The organism is Aquirufa nivalisilvae, from assembly GCF_004307455.1.
GTDB lineage: Bacteria > Bacteroidota > Bacteroidia > Cytophagales > Spirosomataceae > Aquirufa > Aquirufa nivalisilvae.
In genome coordinates this window covers 316,527-336,716 of sequence record NZ_SEWX01000005.1, presented here as the reverse complement: position 1 = coordinate 336,716, position 20,190 = coordinate 316,527, and the positions used below count along the sequence as shown (strand labels likewise).

General features: G+C 36.4%; 19 protein-coding genes and 1 tRNA gene. 7 read left to right on the top strand and 13 right to left on the bottom strand.

Going from position 1 to position 20,190, the window contains the following annotated elements:
• Positions 1-28 precede the first annotated feature (28 nt).
• The 6 genes from leuB to rhaT all read right to left on the bottom strand — a co-directional run bounded on the left by leuB (position 29) and on the right by rhaT (position 6,856).
• Complete coding sequence (leuB, locus tag EWU22_RS08295) at positions 29-1,102, bottom strand: 3-isopropylmalate dehydrogenase (RefSeq protein WP_130925169.1); 1,074 nt, start codon at positions 1,100-1,102, stop codon at positions 29-31.
• Positions 1,103-1,120: 18 nt separating this feature from the next.
• Positions 1,121-2,671 (bottom strand): alpha-isopropylmalate synthase regulatory domain-containing protein, encoded by a 1,551-nt coding sequence (locus EWU22_RS08290; protein ID WP_130925168.1) that lies wholly within the window; start codon positions 2,669-2,671, stop codon positions 1,121-1,123.
• Positions 2,640-3,230: a 3-isopropylmalate dehydratase small subunit gene (gene leuD, locus EWU22_RS08285; protein WP_130925167.1), complete on the bottom strand. Its 591-nt coding sequence runs from the start codon at positions 3,228-3,230 to the stop codon at positions 2,640-2,642. Before leuD ends, EWU22_RS08290 begins: the two co-directional genes overlap by 32 nt.
• Positions 3,231-3,250: 20 nt before the next feature.
• Entirely contained in the window at positions 3,251-4,654 is a 1,404-nt protein-coding gene (gene leuC / locus EWU22_RS08280) for a 3-isopropylmalate dehydratase large subunit (RefSeq protein WP_130925166.1), read from the bottom strand.
• 120 nt (positions 4,655-4,774) lie between these two features.
• Positions 4,775-5,806: a GntR family transcriptional regulator gene (locus EWU22_RS08275; protein WP_109322863.1), complete on the bottom strand. Its 1,032-nt coding sequence runs from the start codon at positions 5,804-5,806 to the stop codon at positions 4,775-4,777.
• Positions 5,807-6,856: an L-rhamnose/proton symporter RhaT gene (gene rhaT / locus EWU22_RS08270; RefSeq protein ID WP_130925165.1), complete on the bottom strand. Its 1,050-nt coding sequence runs from the start codon at positions 6,854-6,856 to the stop codon at positions 5,807-5,809.
• A gap of 214 nt (positions 6,857-7,070) precedes the next feature.
• Between rhaT and EWU22_RS08265 the strand changes: the two genes are divergently transcribed.
• On the top strand, positions 7,071-9,176 hold the full coding sequence (locus tag EWU22_RS08265) for an outer membrane protein assembly factor BamB family protein (RefSeq protein WP_130925164.1): 2,106 nt from the start codon (positions 7,071-7,073) through the stop codon (positions 9,174-9,176).
• A 1-nt stretch (position 9,177) separates the two neighbouring features.
• Here the strand turns inward: EWU22_RS08265 and EWU22_RS08260 are convergent, their stop codons facing one another.
• Both EWU22_RS08260 and EWU22_RS08255 read right to left on the bottom strand, forming a co-directional pair.
• A complete protein-coding gene (locus EWU22_RS08260) occupies positions 9,178-10,491 on the bottom strand; it encodes a D-arabinono-1,4-lactone oxidase (RefSeq protein WP_130925163.1) in 1,314 nt (437 codons plus the stop codon).
• A 115-nt stretch (positions 10,492-10,606) separates the two neighbouring features.
• Positions 10,607-10,680 (bottom strand) — tRNA-Ile (locus EWU22_RS08255).
• A gap of 116 nt (positions 10,681-10,796) precedes the next feature.
• On the opposite strand from EWU22_RS08255, the gene EWU22_RS08250 reads away from it, so the two are divergent.
• From EWU22_RS08250 to EWU22_RS08225, 6 genes are read left to right on the top strand one after another with little or no spacing between them, the layout of a single operon-like run.
• Entirely contained in the window at positions 10,797-11,510 is a 714-nt protein-coding gene (locus EWU22_RS08250) for a DUF1003 domain-containing protein (protein ID WP_130925162.1), read from the top strand.
• Positions 11,511-11,515: 5 nt separating this feature from the next.
• Entirely contained in the window at positions 11,516-12,760 is a 1,245-nt protein-coding gene (locus EWU22_RS08245; protein WP_130925161.1) for an HD domain-containing protein, read from the top strand.
• 46 nt (positions 12,761-12,806) lie between these two features.
• Entirely contained in the window at positions 12,807-13,829 is a 1,023-nt protein-coding gene (lpxD, locus tag EWU22_RS08240; RefSeq protein ID WP_130925160.1) for a UDP-3-O-(3-hydroxymyristoyl)glucosamine N-acyltransferase, read from the top strand.
• A 17-nt stretch (positions 13,830-13,846) separates the two neighbouring features.
• On the top strand, positions 13,847-15,241 hold the full coding sequence (locus EWU22_RS08235) for a bifunctional UDP-3-O-[3-hydroxymyristoyl] N-acetylglucosamine deacetylase/3-hydroxyacyl-ACP dehydratase (protein WP_109322855.1): 1,395 nt from the start codon (positions 13,847-13,849) through the stop codon (positions 15,239-15,241).
• 8 nt (positions 15,242-15,249) lie between these two features.
• The gene (gene lpxA / locus EWU22_RS08230; protein ID WP_109322854.1) at positions 15,250-16,020 is read left to right on the top strand and encodes an acyl-ACP--UDP-N-acetylglucosamine O-acyltransferase; all 771 of its coding nucleotides are present in this window, start codon (positions 15,250-15,252) and stop codon (positions 16,018-16,020) included.
• An 11-nt stretch (positions 16,021-16,031) separates the two neighbouring features.
• A complete protein-coding gene (locus tag EWU22_RS08225; protein WP_130925159.1) occupies positions 16,032-16,649 on the top strand; it encodes an ABC transporter ATP-binding protein in 618 nt (205 codons plus the stop codon).
• Here EWU22_RS08225 and EWU22_RS08220 read toward each other — a convergent pair.
• From EWU22_RS08220 to gcvH, 5 genes are read right to left on the bottom strand one after another with little or no spacing between them, the layout of a single operon-like run.
• A complete protein-coding gene (locus EWU22_RS08220) occupies positions 16,642-17,361 on the bottom strand; it encodes an ABC transporter permease (RefSeq protein ID WP_130925158.1) in 720 nt (239 codons plus the stop codon). The two genes, EWU22_RS08225 and EWU22_RS08220, sit on opposite strands and share 8 nt — an antisense overlap.
• A 4-nt stretch (positions 17,362-17,365) precedes the next feature.
• On the bottom strand, positions 17,366-17,911 hold the full coding sequence (locus tag EWU22_RS08215) for a DUF4199 domain-containing protein (RefSeq protein WP_109322851.1): 546 nt from the start codon (positions 17,909-17,911) through the stop codon (positions 17,366-17,368).
• Between the two features lie 4 nt (positions 17,912-17,915).
• Positions 17,916-18,437, bottom strand: a complete 522-nt coding sequence (locus EWU22_RS08210) for a hypothetical protein (RefSeq protein ID WP_109322850.1) — start codon at positions 18,435-18,437, stop codon at positions 17,916-17,918.
• A gap of 1 nt (position 18,438) precedes the next feature.
• A complete protein-coding gene (locus EWU22_RS08205; protein WP_130925157.1) occupies positions 18,439-19,722 on the bottom strand; it encodes a dihydroorotase in 1,284 nt (427 codons plus the stop codon).
• Positions 19,723-19,765: 43 nt separating this feature from the next.
• The gene (gene gcvH, locus EWU22_RS08200) at positions 19,766-20,146 is read right to left on the bottom strand and encodes a glycine cleavage system protein GcvH (protein WP_109322848.1); all 381 of its coding nucleotides are present in this window, start codon (positions 20,144-20,146) and stop codon (positions 19,766-19,768) included.
• Positions 20,147-20,190: the final 44 nt, after the last annotated feature.

Here is a 20,190-nt window from a genome sequence, read left to right as displayed (position 1 = left end):
GACCTAAATTTATTAAATATTGTTGCAATTAAAGCAATTTCAAAATTTCTTCACCAATTGCATCTGTGCCTAAAATCATGGATGGATCCGTTGTTTTATCAGCGATATCACGTGTGCGGAAACCTTTCTTCAATACTTGATCGATGGCAGAAATAATGGCTTCTGACTCTTCCTTCAAACCAAAGGAAATATCCAACAATAAAGCTGCTGATAAAACAGAGGCCATAGGATTAGCTAAACCTTTACCTGTAATATCATGAGCAGAACCGTGAATAGGCTCATATACGCCAGTTCCATCTCCAATAGATGCCGAGGCTAACATTCCCATAGAGCCTGCAATTTGAGATGCTTCATCTGTTAATATATCTCCAAATAAATTAGCCGTAACTACTACATCGAAACGAGTTGGCTCTTTAATTAATATCATAGCCGTAGCATCCACAAATTGGTATTCTACTTCTACGTCAGGATATTCTAAAGCTAATTTTTGAATTTCTTCTCTCCACAAACGGGATGATTCCAATACATTGGCTTTATCTACCGAAACTAATTTCTTACGACGAGTTCTAGCAGCATCAAATGCTTTACGACCGATACGTTGAACTTCATAGCGGCTATATTCAGCTACGTCATAAGCTGTATCACCATTATTTTTACGTCCTTTTTCACCGAAATAGATATCTCCAGTTAGTTCACGGAAAAACAAAATATCAGCACCTTTTAAGATTTCAGGTTTAATACTTGAAGCTCCTAACAATTCATCAAATAATTTAATGGGACGTAAGTTGGCATATAAACCTAATTCCTTACGCATTTTTAATAATCCTTGCTCAGGACGAACCTTAGCAGACGGATCATTGTCATATTTTGGATGACCTACAGCACCAAATAATACGGCATCTGAATTTTTCATTTTTTCCAATGACTCAGCTGGAAGTGGATCTCCCGTAGCTTCGATCGCTACGTGACCAATTAAAGCTTCATCATAAGTAAACTCATGATTAAATCGAGCTGCAATTTTGTCTAAAACTTTTTTACCTACAGCGGTAACTTCTTGTCCAATTCCATCACCTGGAACAATTAAAATATGCTTCTTAGCCATTTGTATTATTGTATGTTACTAAATCAAATTCAACATTTTTTGAGTTGCCTTAATGGCAGATACCGTTTGATCACAATCCAATCCACGGGTTATTAATTCTTTACCTTGATGAGACCAGGTAATAATGGTTTCACAAAGTGCATCAGAATCTCCTCCAGGTGGAATCCGAACAGCATAATCTTTCAATTGCGCCAATTTCTTACCATTCTTTTGGAATATAATCTCTAAAGCATTCACAAAAGCATCATATTGACCATCACCTTGCGCATGCTCTTCATAAACTTTTCCATCAATGGAAATCTTCAAGGTTACTGAAGGACGTAATTCTTTACTATGTGTTAAGACATAATTCAGTACCTGAACACGCTCTTCGATAGCTGAACTATCTAGAACATCTGAAATAATATAGGGCAAATCATTAGGCGTGACCACTTCTTTACGATCACCTAATTCAATGATGCGTTGGGTTACTTTCTTCAAATCATCATCTGATAATTGAATCCCCAATTGCAATAAATTGTTTTCGATATTGGCCTTACCACTGGTTTTACCCAATGCATATTTACGCTCACGCCCAAAACGCTCAGGCATTAAATCATTGTGGTATAAATTATTCTTTTTATCTCCATCAGCATGTATACCTGCCGTTTGAGTAAATACATTCTCCCCTACAACAGGCTTATTAGCTGGTATTCTGAAACCAGAAAACGTTTCGACTAACTTACTAACCGAGTATAATGATTTCTCCTCAACCGAAACCTCAACATCTTTTTGATAATCATTAATGACCGCAATGACACTGGCTAAAGGTGCATTCCCTGCTCTCTCTCCCATTCCATTCACTGTCAAATGCAGTCCATGAACACCATTTCTAACAGCTTCAAGTGCATTGGCCGTTCCTAAATCATAATCATTATGAGCATGAAAATCAAAATGAATATTGGGGTAACGGGACACTAATTCTGAGATAAATGCTGCCACTTCAGAAGGAATTAAAATACCTAAGGTATCTGGCAACAAAATACGGTCCACAGGTAAGGCACTTAAAAAATCCAAATAGGATAATACATACTCTTTGGAATTACGCATGCCATTGGACCAATCTTCCAAATAAACATTCACTTTTAATCCTTTGGAGATAGCTAGGCGAATGGTGGCTTCAACCTCACTAAAATGTTGCTCGGGTGTCTTTTTTAATTGAAATGTCAAATGGTTTAAAGAACCTTTGGTCAATAAATTCATGACTTTAGCCCCAGCATCCAACATCCAATTAACAGAAGTTCCTCCATCAACGAAAGTCAACACCTCTACCCTATCTAAAAGACCATTTTTATCCGCCCATTCGGTGATTTTTTTCACCGCTTGAAATTCACCTTCTGACACACGTGCGGAGGCAATCTCAATGCGATCAACTTTTAATTCAGTCAAAAGCAATTGAGCTATCGTTAATTTTTCACTGGCAGAAAAGGATACCCCGCTGGTTTGTTCACCATCACGAAGGGTGGTATCCATGATTTCAATATGACGTTTCAAGGAATTATCGATTGGAAGCAAAAGAAACGATTTCATCTTTCATAGCTTGTAAATAATCTATGTCGTCAAAACCATTCAATAAATTATGTTTTTTATAACCGTTGATATCAAAACTTTCAGAAGCTCCTGTGGAAACAATGCTAATACGCTGTTCTTCCAAATTCACTTCTAATTCAGCCTTGGGGTCTTTTTCAATGGCTTCGAAAATCTGATGTAAAAATTCGGGACTAACTTGTACAGGTAAGATACCTACGTTAATGGCGTTTCCACGGAAAATATCCGCGAAGAATGAAGAAACCACACATCTGAAACCATAATCATATATAGCCCAAGCTGCGTGTTCACGGCTACTACCTGATCCAAAATTTTTCCCTCCAACTAAAATTTTTCCTTGATAAGTAGGATTGTTCAATACGAAATCAGCCTTAGGTTGGTCATTTTTATCGTATCTCCAATCTCTAAATAAATTATCGCCAAATCCTTTCCGCTCGGTAGCTTTTAAGAAACGAGCTGGGATGATTTGATCTGTATCTACGTTCTCTATGGGTAATGGAACGGCAGAACTTTTTAATATACTAAAACTATCGTAAGCCATAATGGTCTAATTTTAACAACTTATAAAAACTCTCTAGGATCTGTAACTACACCGGTTACTGCAGCCGCAGCAGCGACTAAAGGACTAGCCAATAAGGTACGAGAACCTGGTCCTTGACGTCCTTCGAAATTACGATTGGAAGTACTCACTGCGTACTTTCCAGCAGGTATTTTGTCGTCATTCATAGCTAAACAAGCAGAACAACCCGGTTGACGTAATTCAAATCCTGCCTCAGTCAGAATATCAAAAATACCTTCATCCTTAATTTGCTTTTCTACAATATGTGATCCAGGAACAACCCATGCTGTAACATGATCTGCCTTCTTACGGCCTTTCACGATAGAAGCAAAAGCTCTAAAATCTTCGATACGGCCATTGGTACAAGAACCTATAAACACATAGTCTACCTTCTTACCAATCATGGCATCATCTTCTGCAAAACCCATGTAATCTAGGGATTTTTCATAGGTAGCAACTCCACCTTCAACATCCGTAGCTTTAGGAATATGTTTTGAAATACCCATTCCCATTCCAGGATTGGTACCATAGGTAATCATTGGCTCAATGTCTGATGCATTGAAATTAATCACTTGATCAAATGAAGCACCTTCATCCGTTTTCAATGTCTTCCAATAAGCTAATTGCTTATCCCAATCAGCTCCTTTAGGAGCTAATTCACGACCTTCGATATAATCAAAAGTTGTTTGATCCGGGGCAATCATACCACCACGTGCACCCATTTCTATCGATAGATTACAAACTGTCATTCTACCTTCCATGGACATATTTCTAAATACATCTCCTGCATATTCTACAAAATACCCAGTGGCACCAGAAGTAGTCAATTTAGATATAATGTATAAAGCTACGTCTTTGGGCGTCACTCCTTTACCTAATGTACCATTTACATTAATGATCATTTTCTTAGGCTTAGGCTGCATGATGCATTGAGAAGAAAGCACCATCTCAACCTCAGAAGTACCAATACCAAATGCAATAGCACCAAACGCTCCATGAGTAGAAGTATGAGAATCTCCACAAACAATAGTCATACCTGGCAAAGTAATACCATTTTCTGGTCCTACTACGTGAACAATACCATTCTTTGGATTTCCTAAACCCCAGTGAGAAATACCATATTTACTTGTATTTTTCTCTAACTGCAACAACTGATTAGCCGATAAAGGATCCTCTACAGGCAAATGCTGATTAATTGTTGGAGTGTTATGATCTGCCGTTGCAAAAGTTCTTTCAGGAAATAATACACCAATACCACGTGTCTCTAAACCTAAAAATGCCACAGGGCTAGTTACTTCGTGAATGAAGTGACGATCTATAAAAAATACGTCTGGACCATCTTCGATCTTACGAACGACATGAGAGTCCCAAACTTTATCAAAAAGGGTACTGGGAGAATTGCTCATTATAATAGAATTAAATAATTACCTAAATCAAGCTACAAAAATGCTACTTTTTTCAGGAAATTCAAAGGTTTAATTGCTCAAAAACAGAGTTTGGCCATATAATATTTGGCATATCAAGCCTTACAGGGAGGCTCGCGAAATCAGGCAGAAAGGATTTTCAATATGAACTTTAGAATTTGTTTTGATTAATTCTGCTGCTGTTCTGCCCAATTGAGCAAAATCCGTAGATATGGTACTAATACCTTTAAACAATAGCCTTTTCAAAGGAGTTTCATTGTAGGATATTAAACCAACATCCTCTCCCAAAACTAATTCTTTTTCTAAAATCTTCTCCAATAACATAATCAAGTCATCTTCCATGACATTGATATATGCCTCTCCAACAGCGGGAGTTATGGCATTAGCAGATGATACGATATCCATATCAAAGGCAAAATCTCGACAAAAATTAGTAAAACCTGTCACAATCTCCTGAGGATAATATGACGTATTCGGGAAAATCATTTTCAAAACATGGTACTTACTTAAATCGTCCTTGGCTTGAATTAATGCAGAATAGATATCTTTTTCAAAGTTTTCATATACTGCACCAAAGTTGCCTTGAATACCGGGTAATAATTTGTCCAATAAAATCAACTTCTCTTTAGGTAATTGATTAATCAATTCTCTGGCACTTTGCTCTCCTTCCATAAAATGAGGAATAATCACGATATGTGAATAATCTCGATCTCTGGATTGAATAATCTTCTTAAATAAGTTAAAGTCGTTGTTATAAATATAAAAGTCAATTGTCGCATTTTCCCCCATAGCTTCTACAAAGGAATCATATACTAATTTCTTGTGACCACTTAACTTATTGAATAACAAGAATATACGAAAATCAACTGGTAGCTTATCGATTTTAATGAAAAATCCTTTTCCTCGCACAGAGTCAATGACTCCTTTTGATTTCAAATAATTATATCCCTTCTCAACGGTGATTCTTGAAATATAATATTCAAAACTAACTTCATTAATGGAAGGCAAACTTTCTCCCTTTTTAATGCGCTTATTACGAATACCTTCAATGATGGAATTCGCCAACTGTTGGTATTTGGGTGTTGATGAAAACTCATCAATATGGATGACATCAAGAATGTTAGAATGACTCATTTATAAAGAATTACCTATACCTACAATGATAACGGACACCAAAATTACAACAATTCCTGCCATTACTGTCCTTAATGTTTGCTTAGAAACTCCTTTCCACTCCTTGAAATACAATCCCCAGAAATTAGAAGTTAAAATAATGGTAGCCATGTGTAAAATCCATGAGCTTGCCCCATTGCCTAATTTACTTTCTCCCATACCATAAAAGAAGAATTGAAGAAACCAGGTAGTTCCTGCCACGGCAGCAAAAGTATAGTTTCTACGTAAAGGAGATTCACTATTCAGGTAATCTCCAAAAGATTTATTGGTATAATTTAAATACATACACCAAATGAAATTGGTAGTAAATCCACCCCAAAGTACCACGATGAATATGACATTATTTTGAAATAATGGATCACAACCTTTAATAATGGCTTCATTCGCCATTAATTTACCTGCTTCAATTCCAAAATTGAAACAAGCACTTAATAAACCCGATATAGTGGCAACAATTAAACCCTTAACCAAATTAAACTCTTTGATACTTTCTTTTTTCTGCTCATCAGAAAGTTCATTCTCCTTCATCATTCCTGCTTTTCCACAGAGATATATACCGAAAATACACACCACAATTCCTAACAATACCAGTCTCCCTCCTGTGCTTCCTGCGATTTGAGAAAATGTAACACCTTCCATTCCAGAGAATTCACGGTAAATAGGAGGAACCAAAGCTCCAAAAATACTACATAAACTTAAGGCGATGGACATTCCCAATGACATACCTAAATAGCGCATAGCTAAACCAAAAGTCAATCCACCAATTCCCCACAAAACCCCAAAAGCATATGTCCAAAATAAAGTGCTCGAGTTAGCTTGTTGGATAATTTGCATGAAATCAGGAATAGTCAAGTAGGCTGCTACAAAGGGAACCAATATCCAAGAAAATACCCCTCCTACAATCCAGGCACTTTCCCATGACCAAACTTCAATCTTGCGATATGGAATATAAAAACTACCCGAAGCAAAGCCCCCTAAACTGTGAAACAACAAACCTAATAATGAACCCATTTGATCTATTTATTAATTATTTTGAAATATTCTTATGAAAGCACAAATAGGAGCATTTCTATCCTAAAAAAGAAATAGGCCTCTCCCATTTATCCATTTAATAAACCAAATTGAGGCTTTTGATTCAAAATTGGTTCGCTAATGTAACAGAAGAATTGATAAAAACAATTCAAGGCAGGCTAATGAAAGTGCTATTTATTATTAAATTAAGCCTATGAAAAATAAAACTGCTCCTCTTGCTGTCTTCTCAGTAGTCATGCTACTTATTGGCTCATCATTTTTCATTCCTCAGTCCAACGAAGACTGGCCATCCTATCTAGGCGGATCTGACAGAAATCATTATTCTAGATTGACCCAAATTAATTTGGACAATGTCAAGCAATTAAAAATGGCTTGGACCTATTCAAGTGGTGATTCAGGTCAAATTCAAGCAAATCCAATCATTGTTAAAGGTATATTATATAGTGTGAATGCTTCTGTTCAAGCTTTTGCATTAGATGCCGCCACAGGAAAAGAAATTTGGCGATTTGGAGATCCATTGAAAAATTGGGCAAGTACGAGTCGTGGAGTCAGTTATTGGTCAAATGGAGAAGAGTCACGAATCCTGTATACTGCTGGACCTAATTTATGGGCATTGAATGCTAAGACTGGAAAACCTATTCCTTCTTTTGGTCAAGAAGGTAAAATTGATTTACACACAGGTTTACCCGATATAGCTAAAGACAAATTTCTCGTATCTAATACCCCAGGTACCATTTATCAGGACTTGATTATTATGCCGCTCCGACTTTCTGAAGGAGAAGATGCTGCACCAGGTGATATTCGGGCATTTGATGTCAAAACAGGAAAACTTGTATGGACATTTCATACAATCCCTTACCCTGGAGAATATGGCTATACAACATTCCCTAAGGATGCTTATAAAAATACATACTTAGGTGCCGCCAATAATTGGGCAGGTATGGCTATCGATGAGCAAAAAGGAATCCTTTTTGTTCCAACGGGTTCCGCGGGATATGATTTCTGGGGTGGAAATAGACCTGGTACTAACCTATTTGCTAATTGTTTGATAGCCCTGGATGCTAAAACAGGAAAACGAATCTGGCATTTTCAAACTACTCACCATGATTTATGGGATCGGGATTTGCCTGCACCTCCCAATTTAATTCGAGTAAAGCATCAAGGGAAATACATCGATGCTGTAGCTCAAATCTCAAAACAAGGTTTTGTATTCTTATTCAATAGAAGTACGGGGAAACCTTTATTTCCTATCACAGAAAGGAAAGTTTCCACACATGGCCTGCCAGGAGAAAAGCCTTGGGGCACCCAACCCTTTCCCAGCAAACCAGCTCCATATGCTCGACAGTCATATGAAATTAGCCATCTTGATGTTAGTCCATACGCTGAAAACAAAGATGAATTAATTCAACAGCTTAAGAAATTCAAAAAAGACTTTTATGCCCCACCTAGTGAAGTCGGGACACTCATATTTCCTGGCTTTGATGGCGGTGGAGAATGGGGTGGAGCAGCGGCAGATCCAGAAAATGGGATAATATACATCAATAGTAATGAAATGGCTTGGGTTCAAAAAATGGAAAATCAAGCAGAAAAAGAAAAATTAAAAATAAGTAATGCCAAGAGGCTTTATCAAAATTATTGTCAAAGTTGTCATGGACCAGAATTGAAAGGAAATAGCCTAAGCGGTTATCCATCATTGATCAATATTTTTCAGCGGCGGGATAAAGCATTTGTCAAACAATTAATACAACAAGGCAAAGGCATGATGCCAGGATTTACTCAATTAAAAAATACAGAAATCGATGCCATTATTTCATTTTTGGGAAATGAAGATAAACAAGAAGTCCTAAGTCAAAATTCAGGTGCTAAAAGTAAAATCCCATACCGGATGGCTGGGTATAATAAATTTCTCGATTCAAAGGGAAAACCGGGTATTAGTCCTCCTTGGGGTACATTAAATGCCATTGATTTAAACACAGGTGAATACTTGTGGAAAATCCCTTTAGGAGAAGATATTGAATTAGCCAAACAGGGAATTAAAAATACAGGAATTGAAAACTATGGAGGGCCGTTGATAACTTCCAATGGTTTACTATTTATTGCAGCTACTAAAGATGGGAAATTCAGAGCTTTTGAATCAAAAACAGGTAAACTGGTTTGGGAAACCCTTTTACCTGCTGCAGGATTTGCTACACCTTCTACTTACATGGTTAATGGAAAACAATATATTGTGATTGCTTGTGGAGGCTCAAAATTGGGAACACCTAAAAACAATCAATATGTGGCTTTTGCTTTACCTTAAATTATAAATTTCGATTCAAAAACTCATTTCTCCAATGTCCTTGAGGATCTAAGCGTTTTGCTAAAGCCTGAAAATCCTTAAATTTTGGATAACGAGCATGTAGTTTCTGGGGACTCAAAGTAAATAATTTACCCCAATGTGGTTTTACTTCATACGGCTCTAAAGCTGCTTCAATTTTAGGTAATACTGCCATCACATTTTTGGTGTCAGGCTTCCATGTAAAATGTATAGCAATAGTATCTTGTTGATAAGCAGGACTTAACCAAAGTTCATCTGCAGCCATACTTCTAATTTCAGTCACAAATAAATAAGGCACAAAAATAGAATGTATAGCTTCTACGGCCATGATGGCTTGATAGGCATATTTTCTAGGAACAAAATATTCTGCCTGTAATTCAGCCCCATTACTAGGCGTAAATCCCATTTTAAAATGCGGAAGTCGCTCATACCAAGGACCCGAAATTCCCATTTGATCCGTGCAATTAATGGGAGAGTTAATTTTGATTGGGTGCAAATGAGTACTAGCTGCAGTGGCGCCAAAATACGTATTTACAGGGTGGATATTTTTCGCATCTGTACGTTTCTTGATCCACAATTGATTAATTAATTTTTTCTCCCAATGTGTAAACATGCTTACTGAATAACCTTCTTGATATATCTCATCAAAATGATCTTTCAATTGGTTCATCGATAAATTTTCAAAGACAAACTGACTAACTTCAAATTTCGGTTGAATTGCTAGAGCCATTTTGGTTACAATACCCAAAGCACCCAGATTCACAACGACACCATTAAAATCGGGATGACCTTGCTCCCATCTTTCCAAAGTTCCATCTGCCTTCATCATTTCAATGCCACGAACTGCCGAAGACAAATTACCATTTTTATCTCCTGAACCATGAGTAGCCGTAGCACATGCTCCTGCAACCGAAATATGTGGTAAGGAGGCTAAATTGTGTAGAGCAAAACCTTCTTTGTCTAATAATAAACCAAGCGTTCCATACTTGATTCCTGATTCAACCCAAACCCACATCTTTTGACGGTCAATGGATAGTAGTTTATCCAATTTTGAAGTAGAAATCAGTGTATCTGTTGAATTAGCAATGGTATTAAATGAATGTTTAGAGCCTAAAGCTTTAGGTTGTTTAGCGGCTAACACTTCTTTTCTTAATTCTTCAATGCTTATAGGGTATACTATCTTTTTTGCTGAATAAGTCAAATTTCCCGCCCAGTTAGTTTCTGAAGTAGCAGGAATATGAATTTGACTGGCCATAAAAAGAATGCTAGATTGTTTAATAAATTCTTGACGGTTCATGTTGCATTATTTTGTTTAATTATTTCTCAAAATATTGCAAAATTTTCAAAATACCATTAAATCAATGAATAAAAAAAGCAACACTCTATTTCAAGGTGTTGCTTTTTACATGGGGTGGACCAGCATGGGCTCGAACCATGGACCCCCTGATTATGAGTCAGATGCTCTAACCAACTGAGCTACAAGTCCGCATTGAATTGCTTCAACGAGCTGCAAAATTAAATAATCAAGAGCTTTTTAACTAATTTCCTTTATAAATTTATAATTTAAGGTTCAAACTAGCTTGGTCCCATCCATTTTCAACCATGAAAACAAAAACGTTCATCAGCGATCTATCCAAGAAAATTTACCCTATTTCAGAATTAGTTAATGGGACTAATATTCAAGAAGGGATTTTACAATTAATTCAAAGAGACTACCCCAAATTCAACTCAGAAAGCAATTTAGCTTTAAGCGAATTGAACATATTTCGGCAAATTTATTTATCAGATTTTCTTAAAAAGGAATCGGGTGATTTAACAGCTTTAGAACAAGTAGTCATCAAAAATGAAGCAGACCACCGTTTAATTACCCAAGCTGTGGACATGGAAGATTTTGGAGATTTAACCACTGGTCAAATAATAGCGGATAAAGTAGCCTCTTTTGGTGGTAGTTGGCGTTTTATCATTTCCTTCTTTGTATTTTTAGCCTTATGGATTTTAGTCAATGTCTATTTATTTATCAATAAAGGTTTTGACCCTTATCCTTTTATTCTATTAAATCTGATTTTATCCTGTATTGCTTCTTTGCAAGCACCTGTGATTATGATGAGCCAAAATAGACAAGAAGAAAGAGATCGAGAAAGGTCTAAAAAAGATTATTTAATCAATTTGAAATCAGAATTAGAAATACGCTTGCTAAATGAGAAAATAGATCATTTAATGATGCATCAGCAACAAGAATTGCTTGAAATACAAAACATCCAAGTTGAAATGTTAAATGAAATAACCAATTTGGTAAAAGATAAGAAAGTCCGCTAAACACTATGTACCCAACTAAAATTATCAATGACCCTATTTATGGCTTTATTAAAATCAATAACCCATTCATATTAAAACTCATTGATCACCCGTATTTTCAACGATTAAAGCGCATCAAACAATTGGGATTAGCCGAATTTGTTTATCCAGGTGCCCATCATACTCGATTTCATCATGCCTTAGGTGCCATGCATTTAATGGATCAAGCACTCAATAATTTACAAGCTAAAGGATACCCAATATCTGACGAGGAAAGAGAAGCCGCAGAAATCGCCATCCTCTTGCACGACATTGGCCATGGTCCATTTTCTCATGTATTGGAATATACCTTATTAGAAAATGTCCACCATGAGGCCATTTCACAAATACTGATGGCTACTTTAAATAAGCATTTTGAAGGAAGATTAGATTTAGCCATTCAAATGTTTTCAGATGAATACCACCGTCCATTTTTTCACCAATTAATTTCTAGTCAATTGGATGTCGATCGATTGGATTATTTAAGTCGAGATTCCTTTTACACAGGGGTTCGAGAAGGATTCATTGGTTCGGAAAGGCTCTTGTCTATGTTGGATTTAGTCAATGAAAAATTAGTTTTAGAAGAAAAAGGAATTTATTCCATCGAAAATTTCTTGATGGCTAGGAGGCTCATGTATTGGCAAGTCTATTTACATAAAACGGCCATTGCAGCAGAGAGCATGTTGATTCAAATATTACGCAGAGCTAAATATTTAATTAATTCTGGCGTACAATTAGAATGTTCTACCCCCCTATTTACATTTTTAAGCAAAGTGTACACTTGGGAAGAGTTTTCTAGTAGAGAATCTTTACTTATAGCCTTTACAGACTTAGATGATCACGATGTTTGGGCAGCCATAAAGAGTTGGAAATCAGCCGAAGATATCATCCTAAAAAATCTTTGTCAGCAATTTCTAACCCGAAAATTATTCACTTGCAAATTAGGAAGTCAACCTATTCCAAGAACTAAAAAACTGGAAATTGAGCAAATGATTCAAAAAAGTTTGGGTATAACTGCTGAGGAAGTGGGCTATTTTGTAGTGGATGGTTCTACAAGTAATGCTGCCTACATACAAGGAGACAATACCATCAAAATGGTCGATAAACAAGGGCAGGTCGTCGAGTTACTCGAAGCATCTGACTTACCGACAATCCAAGCATTAAGTAAGATTGTAAAAAAATACTATTTTTGTTGCCCAAAGAGCGTATATTTGCAAGGCGAATTACGATGATTGCGTACCTAATTCCATTATTACCTGAAAATCAATTCATCCCTGCATGAAATTTACTGTTGATCAAATTGCCGGACTAATTCAAGGAACAGTAGATGGGAATGGAGCTGATATTATTTCAGATTTCAGCAAAATAGAGGAAGGTAAATCAGGTTCAATTTCGTTTTTAGCTAATCCCAAGTACGAGGCTTTTTTATATGATTCGAAGGCGACTGCCATCATCATTTCACAGGACCAAACGTTAAAAAAGAAGCCATTAGCCACTTTAATACGTGTTGCTGACCCATATTTGTCATTCACTATTCTGTTACAAAAATACCAAGAGATGATGGCATCCAATGAAACAGGAATTCAACAACCCTCTTTCATTGACCCAAGCGCTATTTTAGGTGAAAACATCTACGTAGGAACGTTCACGAGCATTAATCGAAATGCTAAAATCGGTTCTGGTACTCGCATTATGAATAATGTTAGTATCGGTGTCAATGTGAAAATCGGAGAAAACTGCATGATCTATCCTGGAGTTATTTTATATCCAGACACGATCATAGGTAATCATTGTACTATACATGCCAATGCGGTCATTGGTTCTGATGGATTCGGTTTTGCACCTCAACCAGACGGTACATTTACAACCATTCCTCAGCTTGGTAATGTGATCATTGAAGACCATGTGAGTATCGGTGCTAATACCACCATAGATCGAGCAACCATGGGCTCAACCAAAATAGGTAAAGGCTCTAAAATAGATAATTTAGTACAAATTGCTCATAATGTGGAAGTTGGCCAAAATACAGCCATAGCTGCCCAAGTGGGTGTTTCAGGCTCTACAAAAATTGGAGATCATTGTTTAATTGGTGGTCAAGTAGGAGTTGCTGGACATATCAGCATTGCTCCCAATACCATTGTAACTGCGCAATCTGGAGTAACTAAAACTGTTAAAAATCCTGGACAAACACTTGGAGGTACACCAGCCTCCCCTAATGTAGATTATTTAAAAAGAAATGCACTTATTCGTCAATTACCTGACTTGTTTGAAAAAATCAATCAAACAATAAAAGTTGAGTAATTTGACATTAGATTCGTATGAACAATAAGCAACACACCATTAGTAAATCTGTCACTCTGAGCGGAGTGGGTCTTCATACTGGCGTTACAGCCACTATGACTTTTTTACCAGCACCAGCTAATCATGGTATCAAATTTCAACGTACCGATTTACCCGATCAACCGATTGCAGATGCTGATGTTGATTACGTAGTAGATACTTCTAGAGGTACCACCATCGAACATAACGGTGCGCGTATAAACACGGTAGAGCATGTTTTGGCTGCCATGGTGGGGATGGAAATTGACAATATTTTAATACAATTAGATGGCCCTGAACCTCCTATCATGGATGGAAGTTCCATCAAATTTGTAGAAGCATTAGAAGAAGCTATTCCCTTAGAACAAGAAGCTCATCGTAAATTCTTTGAATTACCTGAAGAAATCCGTTTTAAAGATTTAGATAAAGGCATTGAGTTAGCTGCTCTTCCTTTAAACGATTACCGGATTGCCGTAATGGTGGATTATAATTCTAAATTCTTATCCAGCCAGCATGCTAATTTAACGCACGTTTCTCAATTTAAAGAGCAATTTGCCATGTGCAGAACTTTCTGTTTTGTACATGAATTAGAAGTACTTTACAAAGCTGGCTTAATTCAAGGTGGAGATTTAAGTAATGCCATCGTGATTGCTGATCGTGATTATTCAGAAAAAGAGTTATCCCATTTATCTGAAGTTTTAGGAAAACCTAAAGTAAGTATTTCCAAAGAAGTGGGAATCTTAAATAATACCAACCTGCATTACAATAATGAAATGGCTCGCCATAAATTATTGGATGTAATGGGCGACTTAGCCTTAGTAGGGAGACCTATTAAAGCTCAAATTCTTGCTTCTAGACCTGGTCATGCGTCTAACGTAGAACTAGCTAAAAAGATCAAGAAATTAATGCTTGAAACGGAGAAAAACAAGGTTCCAGTTTACGATCCTAAACAACCTCCTATTTGTTCACACGAACGTATATATGAGTTATTGCCTCACCGTTATCCGTTCCAAATGATTGACAAAATCACTTATTTGGATGAAAATAGCGTGGTAGGAATTAAAAATGTCACCATGAATGAAAGCTATTTTATGGGCCATTTTCCCAATAACCCAGTTATGCCAGGTGTCATGCAAGTAGAAGCTATGGCTCAAACAGGTGGCATTTTAGTTCTTAGCTCCGTTCCTGATCCAGAAAACTATTGGCCATATTTAGTCGGTATTGAAAATTGTCGATTCAGAAAAAGCGTAATTCCTGGAGATACTGTTATCTTTCGTTGTGAATTAATTTCACCTATTAGAAGAGGAATTGCTAAAATGACAGGTAAGGCCTATGTAGCCGGACAAGTTGTTTGCGAAGCAGAAATGACCGCTAGTTTAGTTAGAAAATCATAATCTTACCCATGACATATCCGCTCACACATATAGATCCATCCGCAAAAATTGGCCAAAATGTGACAATTGATCCATTTACCATGATACACGGAGATGTTGAGATAGGTGATGGTACTTGGATTGGGTCAAATGTAACCATTTTCCCTGGTGCTCGAATTGGGAAAAATGTTCGTATTTTCCCTGGTGCAGTTATTTCTGCTATCCCCCAAGATTTAAAATTTGGTGGTGAAAAAACAACTGCAGAGATTGGCGACAATACTACCATTCGTGAATGTGTAACCATCAATCGAGGTACTGTTGATAAAGACCGTACCGTCGTGGGCAAAAATTGCTTAATCATGGCTTATGTTCATATTGCACATGATTGTCAAATTGCCGACAATTGTATTTTAGCCAATTCGGTTCAAATGGCTGGTCATGTTACCGTAGGAGAATTTGCCATCATTGGAGGCTCTACCGCAATACACCAATTTGCTAGTATTGGTAAACATGTCATGATCTCTGGTGGATCCCTTGTTCGTAAAGATGTTCCTCCCTACACCAAATCGGGAAGAGAACCTCTAACCTATGCAGGAATCAATTCCGTTGGTTTAAGAAGAAGGAATTTCTCCGATGAACAAATCGCTGATATTCAAGAAATATATCGATATATCTACCAGAAAGGATTGAATATCCAGACTGCCTTATCAGAAATTGAAGAACAGATTCGTCCATCTTTAGAAAGAGATGAAATACTTTCTTTTATTCGTAACTCCGAACGCGGAATCATGAAAGGATAAACCGTCAATTCATGAAAATTCTTGCCGAACATGTTGAAAAAAAATTCCGTCAAGAATGGGTTGTTCGCTCCTTTTCCTATTCCTTTGAATCTGGTCAATCATATGCATTAACTGGACCCAATGGTTCTGGAAAATCTACCCTATTACGCATATTAGCCCAATACTCATTACCTAGCAAAGGACAAGTATCATTCCTACATGATAATCAATCTAAAATAGAAGCAGATCAATGCCATGCTTTAGTTTCCTATGCAGCCCCATATGTAGAGCTAATTGAGGAATTTACCTTAACTGAACTATTGAATTTCCTCGTTCAATTGAAAGCTTTACCTAGTCAAATTTCATTGTCTCAATTTCAAGATTACATAGAATTACAGCCAGACAAATCTAAGTTCATAAAAAACTATTCTTCTGGGATGCGTCAAAAAATCAAATTGGGCTTGGCACTTTTGGGCGAAAGACCATTTCTATTTTTAGATGAACCTACCACCAATTTGGATGAAAAAGCAAAAAAATGGTTTTATCAAAAAATACAAGAGAATAGAGATCGATTGATCGTAATAGCATCCAACGAAGAAGCAGAAATTACTCTATGCGAACAAAGAATATCGATCTTAGACTTTAAATAAATTTCCGTTTCAATCGAAACAACAGTAGCCCGATGACTACTAAATTGAACCCCACAAAATAAGCCACATCAGCTAAGCCTAATACCCCCTTGGAGATATTCCGATAGTGGAAATTCAAACTATATAGATCAATATCGAAATTGGCAAATAAAGGAATTAAAGCCAGTTCTTGAGGACCTTGCCAACATATAAAGTTAAATGCTACACCAAGCACAAAGGCTAAGGCTTGTTTATTCGTTAAGGACGAAGCAAAAGCACTTAAACAAACAAAGGATAAACCTAATAAAATTAGGGAAATGTAGCCCCCTAGAATTAATGTTGAATCGTAATTATTTAGAGGACTTCCTAAACTTCCTAAAGAATACACAAAGAAGAGCGTAGGAATTAGTGATGTCAATACTACTGCAAATGTACCTATCACTTTCCCCAGCAGGATATCCCAATCTGAAACTGGCAGAGAACGAAGTAGATCAAAGGTTTTCAAAGCATATTCCTCAGAAAACAAGCGCATGCTTAATGCAGGAATAAAGAATAAGAAAAACCAAGGGGCTAATTCAAAAAAAACGCTTAACTCAGCAAATCCAAAATCCAAGACATTCCCTTCAAATACCCAAGTATAAAGGCCTGTAAGCAAATAGAATGCTAACATAAGCCCTAAACCAATAAATGAACTAAAAAATGATTGGTATTCCTTTTGAACAATAGCCCACATAGATTTATTCAAAAAATGGTTTCTCCTTCTTTAAAATGGCAGAAACAATTAATCCCAATAAAAAGATAAATAAAGTAGACATCAATACAATCAATACAAATTGAACTCCTGGGCCCATCATCATGGAAGAAACTTTCATTGCTTCTGTAATTTGACTTTCACTCAATCCTTGCTCTTCCATCTTCTCACGAGCTATATCCAATTGCTTTTGAAGTACAGTGGTATCGATGAAATTTAAATAAATGTAATTATACGCTCCCGAAGCTAATCCCCAAATTGCTCCTAGTAAGGTGGAAACTCCTAAACCCTGGCTATAACCTAAATATCCAGCATTTTGCTCTCTAAATTCTTTTAAAGTCAGGAATAAAATCGATGTATCAATTAATAAAGTAGCCAAAAAAGTAATCCAGCCAAGTGACTCTGAAAATTGATCTTCTAATCCTGTGTACTTGGTTAATAAGGTAAATAAAAAGCTTAATGTCCCCCCAATCAAACCCCATTTTAAGGCAATTAAGGATGATGAAGGTGTAGCATCGGATTGATTTTCCATAGTTTTAAGAACGTTTGTAGTATAATGATATAAGTAGATTGGGTAAAAAGGATAATGCTAACTTTTGAAAAAAATCATCTTTCGCAATGCTGAAGGCATTAATTTGAGATATGTTATTTTTCAATTCCAAAAAGTAGGATTGTCCTTCTTGCTGAACGATAACCTTTTGATATTGAGCCAATTCACTTAAGCTCAATCGAATATATTCATTTAAAATGTTTAAACCTTCACTTGATTGATAAAACCAATAAAAAAAACTATAAGTCAATATACTTACCAAAATGACAAAAACATATTGGTAAACAAATAAATGCAAAAAATGAACCGACTGTGTGTCGCGTCGTTTCATACCTCTTTGCACCAAAAACCACTGAAAAAACAAAACAATTACATAGCTTGGAGCCTTTTTCCCACCAATCGGAATAGTCCCATTTTGGTACAAAACATAGCAATAAACTAAAATTAACCCTAAAACCAATAAAGCTGCGATGACCAATTCTGGTATGCGTTTGAGGTTTAAAAACATATTAAAATGAGGTATAAATGGAACCGTTTACGACTCCTACAATCTGGTGATCAAAACGATGATTCAAAAATACTGAGTTCTTAGATTTGCTAAGCATCATGGATTCCTGAAACTCCATGGACTTATTTTCAACTAATACTCCTTTAGAAATATGTCCAAGCCCTAATTGGGAAGCTTCAATTCCTAATAATTTTGCAGGTCCGTGATGAATCCAAGAATCAATTGATGAAATATTTCTTTGTTTGGCAGCCTGCAAAAGTGCCAATAATAAAGTTTCTAACCCAACTACACCAAAGCTTGCTTGATCAAACTCAATCTCTTTTAATTCTATTTCCACAGGGTGATGATCTGATACAATGGCATCAATGGTACCATCTTTCAATCCATTCCAAAGTGCATCTTGATCTTCTTGTGTTCTAAATGGAGGATTAACCTTTTTATTGGTATCAAAATCAGCTAAATCTGATTCTGTAAATATCAATTGATGAATAGCTACATCCGAAGAAACAGATAATCCTTCTTGCTTCGCTTGTCTAATTAATGCCACAGATTCCTTACTAGACAAACAAGAAAAATGAAGTTTAAAACCCCCACTCCCATTTCCAAAACTATGACTTTGAACATAGCGTAACAAATCTAAATCGCGCTTTATGGAAAGAGTTTCCGTTAAAACAGGAATACCTTTTAAACCCATTAATGTACTTTGAAGTCCTTCATGAATTTGACCGTACATCGATAAACCCTCCGTGTCAGGTCTACTCACCATGGTAACCGGTAAAGTCTGAAGGTATTGCAAACATTTGACCATTAAATCAGTATTCTGTAAAGAACCTGAACCATGGCTAAACCACTGTGCTCCTGCCAGCTGTAAATCGTATAAGTCAGTGAAATTTTCTCCTTTATTATCGATAGTTAATGGAGCAATAGGATAATAATTTACTCCTTGAGATTGATTCCTGATGAACTTAATAGCTTCCGATTGCTGAGGTACAGGATTTCCTGTCGGTAAAAGAGCCAAATCTAATACACCTCCACGTAAAGCCGCTGCTTGTAAGGAATTCCAATCTTCCTTGAATTCACCTCCAGGTAATGTATGATGAACTCGTAAATCAACAACAGAAGGATACCAGCTTAGGTTTTCGCAATCAACAATCGTATCTGCAGAACTTGAAATGGAACTAGCAATTTCCTTCCAAATACCATTTTCAGCCAATAAGTCAACTTTTTGTTGAAAATACGACGAAGTACTATCTAAAATTAAAACGGATTTAAATAAAATGCGCATGGCTTTGGTATAAAAAAAAACCCTGAAAATCAGGGTTTTAAAATCAATGTGCTACAAAAGATTTATAGGTGGCCACATCCATTAATTCGGATAAATCACCTACATTACTTGGTTTTATTTTGACAATCCATCCTTCACCAAAAGGGTCAGAATTGATTAATTCCGGACTATTATTTAAGGCTGTATTAAATTCGATCACTTCACCCGCAACAGGTAAAAACAAATCTGATACCGTTTTAACAGCTTCCACCGTTCCAAAAACAGCATCTTTAGCAATACTCTTACCCACTGTTTCCACTTCAACAAAAACAATATCTCCCAATTCACTTTGCGCAAAATCTGTAATTCCTACTACTGCTACATCTCCTTCTAAACGAATCCACTCGTGTTCTTGGGTATATTTTAATTGTTCTGGAAAATTCATGTCTTTAGTTTAATTTGTTACGCAAAGGTCAATAAAGTTCTCAT

Coding starts and splice junctions, on each gene's coding strand:
- leuC (WP_130925166.1), bottom strand. CDS start 4,654: ATGAGCAATTCTCCCAGTACCCTTTTTGATAAAGTTTGGGACTCTCAT.
- leuB (WP_130925169.1), bottom strand. CDS start 1,102: ATGGCTAAGAAGCATATTTTAATTGTTCCAGGTGATGGAATTGGACAA.
- EWU22_RS08290 (WP_130925168.1), bottom strand. CDS start 2,671: ATGAAATCGTTTCTTTTGCTTCCAATCGATAATTCCTTGAAACGTCAT.
- rhaT (WP_130925165.1), bottom strand. CDS start 6,856: ATGGGTTCATTATTAGGTTTGTTGTTTCACAGTTTAGGGGGCTTTGCT.
- lpxD (WP_130925160.1), top strand. CDS start 12,807: ATGAAATTTACTGTTGATCAAATTGCCGGACTAATTCAAGGAACAGTA.
- EWU22_RS08225 (WP_130925159.1), top strand. CDS start 16,032: ATGAAAATTCTTGCCGAACATGTTGAAAAAAAATTCCGTCAAGAATGG.
- EWU22_RS08245 (WP_130925161.1), top strand. CDS start 11,516: ATGTACCCAACTAAAATTATCAATGACCCTATTTATGGCTTTATTAAA.
- EWU22_RS08205 (WP_130925157.1), bottom strand. CDS start 19,722: ATGCGCATTTTATTTAAATCCGTTTTAATTTTAGATAGTACTTCGTCG.
- EWU22_RS08215 (WP_109322851.1), bottom strand. CDS start 17,911: ATGGAAAATCAATCCGATGCTACACCTTCATCATCCTTAATTGCCTTA.
- EWU22_RS08220 (WP_130925158.1), bottom strand. CDS start 17,361: ATGTGGGCTATTGTTCAAAAGGAATACCAATCATTTTTTAGTTCATTT.
- EWU22_RS08250 (WP_130925162.1), top strand. CDS start 10,797: ATGAAAACAAAAACGTTCATCAGCGATCTATCCAAGAAAATTTACCCT.
- EWU22_RS08210 (WP_109322850.1), bottom strand. CDS start 18,437: ATGTTTTTAAACCTCAAACGCATACCAGAATTGGTCATCGCAGCTTTA.
- EWU22_RS08235 (WP_109322855.1), top strand. CDS start 13,847: ATGAACAATAAGCAACACACCATTAGTAAATCTGTCACTCTGAGCGGA.
- lpxA (WP_109322854.1), top strand. CDS start 15,250: ATGACATATCCGCTCACACATATAGATCCATCCGCAAAAATTGGCCAA.
- leuD (WP_130925167.1), bottom strand. CDS start 3,230: ATGGCTTACGATAGTTTTAGTATATTAAAAAGTTCTGCCGTTCCATTA.
- EWU22_RS08275 (WP_109322863.1), bottom strand. CDS start 5,806: ATGAGTCATTCTAACATTCTTGATGTCATCCATATTGATGAGTTTTCA.
- EWU22_RS08260 (WP_130925163.1), bottom strand. CDS start 10,491: ATGAACCGTCAAGAATTTATTAAACAATCTAGCATTCTTTTTATGGCC.
- EWU22_RS08265 (WP_130925164.1), top strand. CDS start 7,071: ATGAAAAATAAAACTGCTCCTCTTGCTGTCTTCTCAGTAGTCATGCTA.
- gcvH (WP_109322848.1), bottom strand. CDS start 20,146: ATGAATTTTCCAGAACAATTAAAATATACCCAAGAACACGAGTGGATT.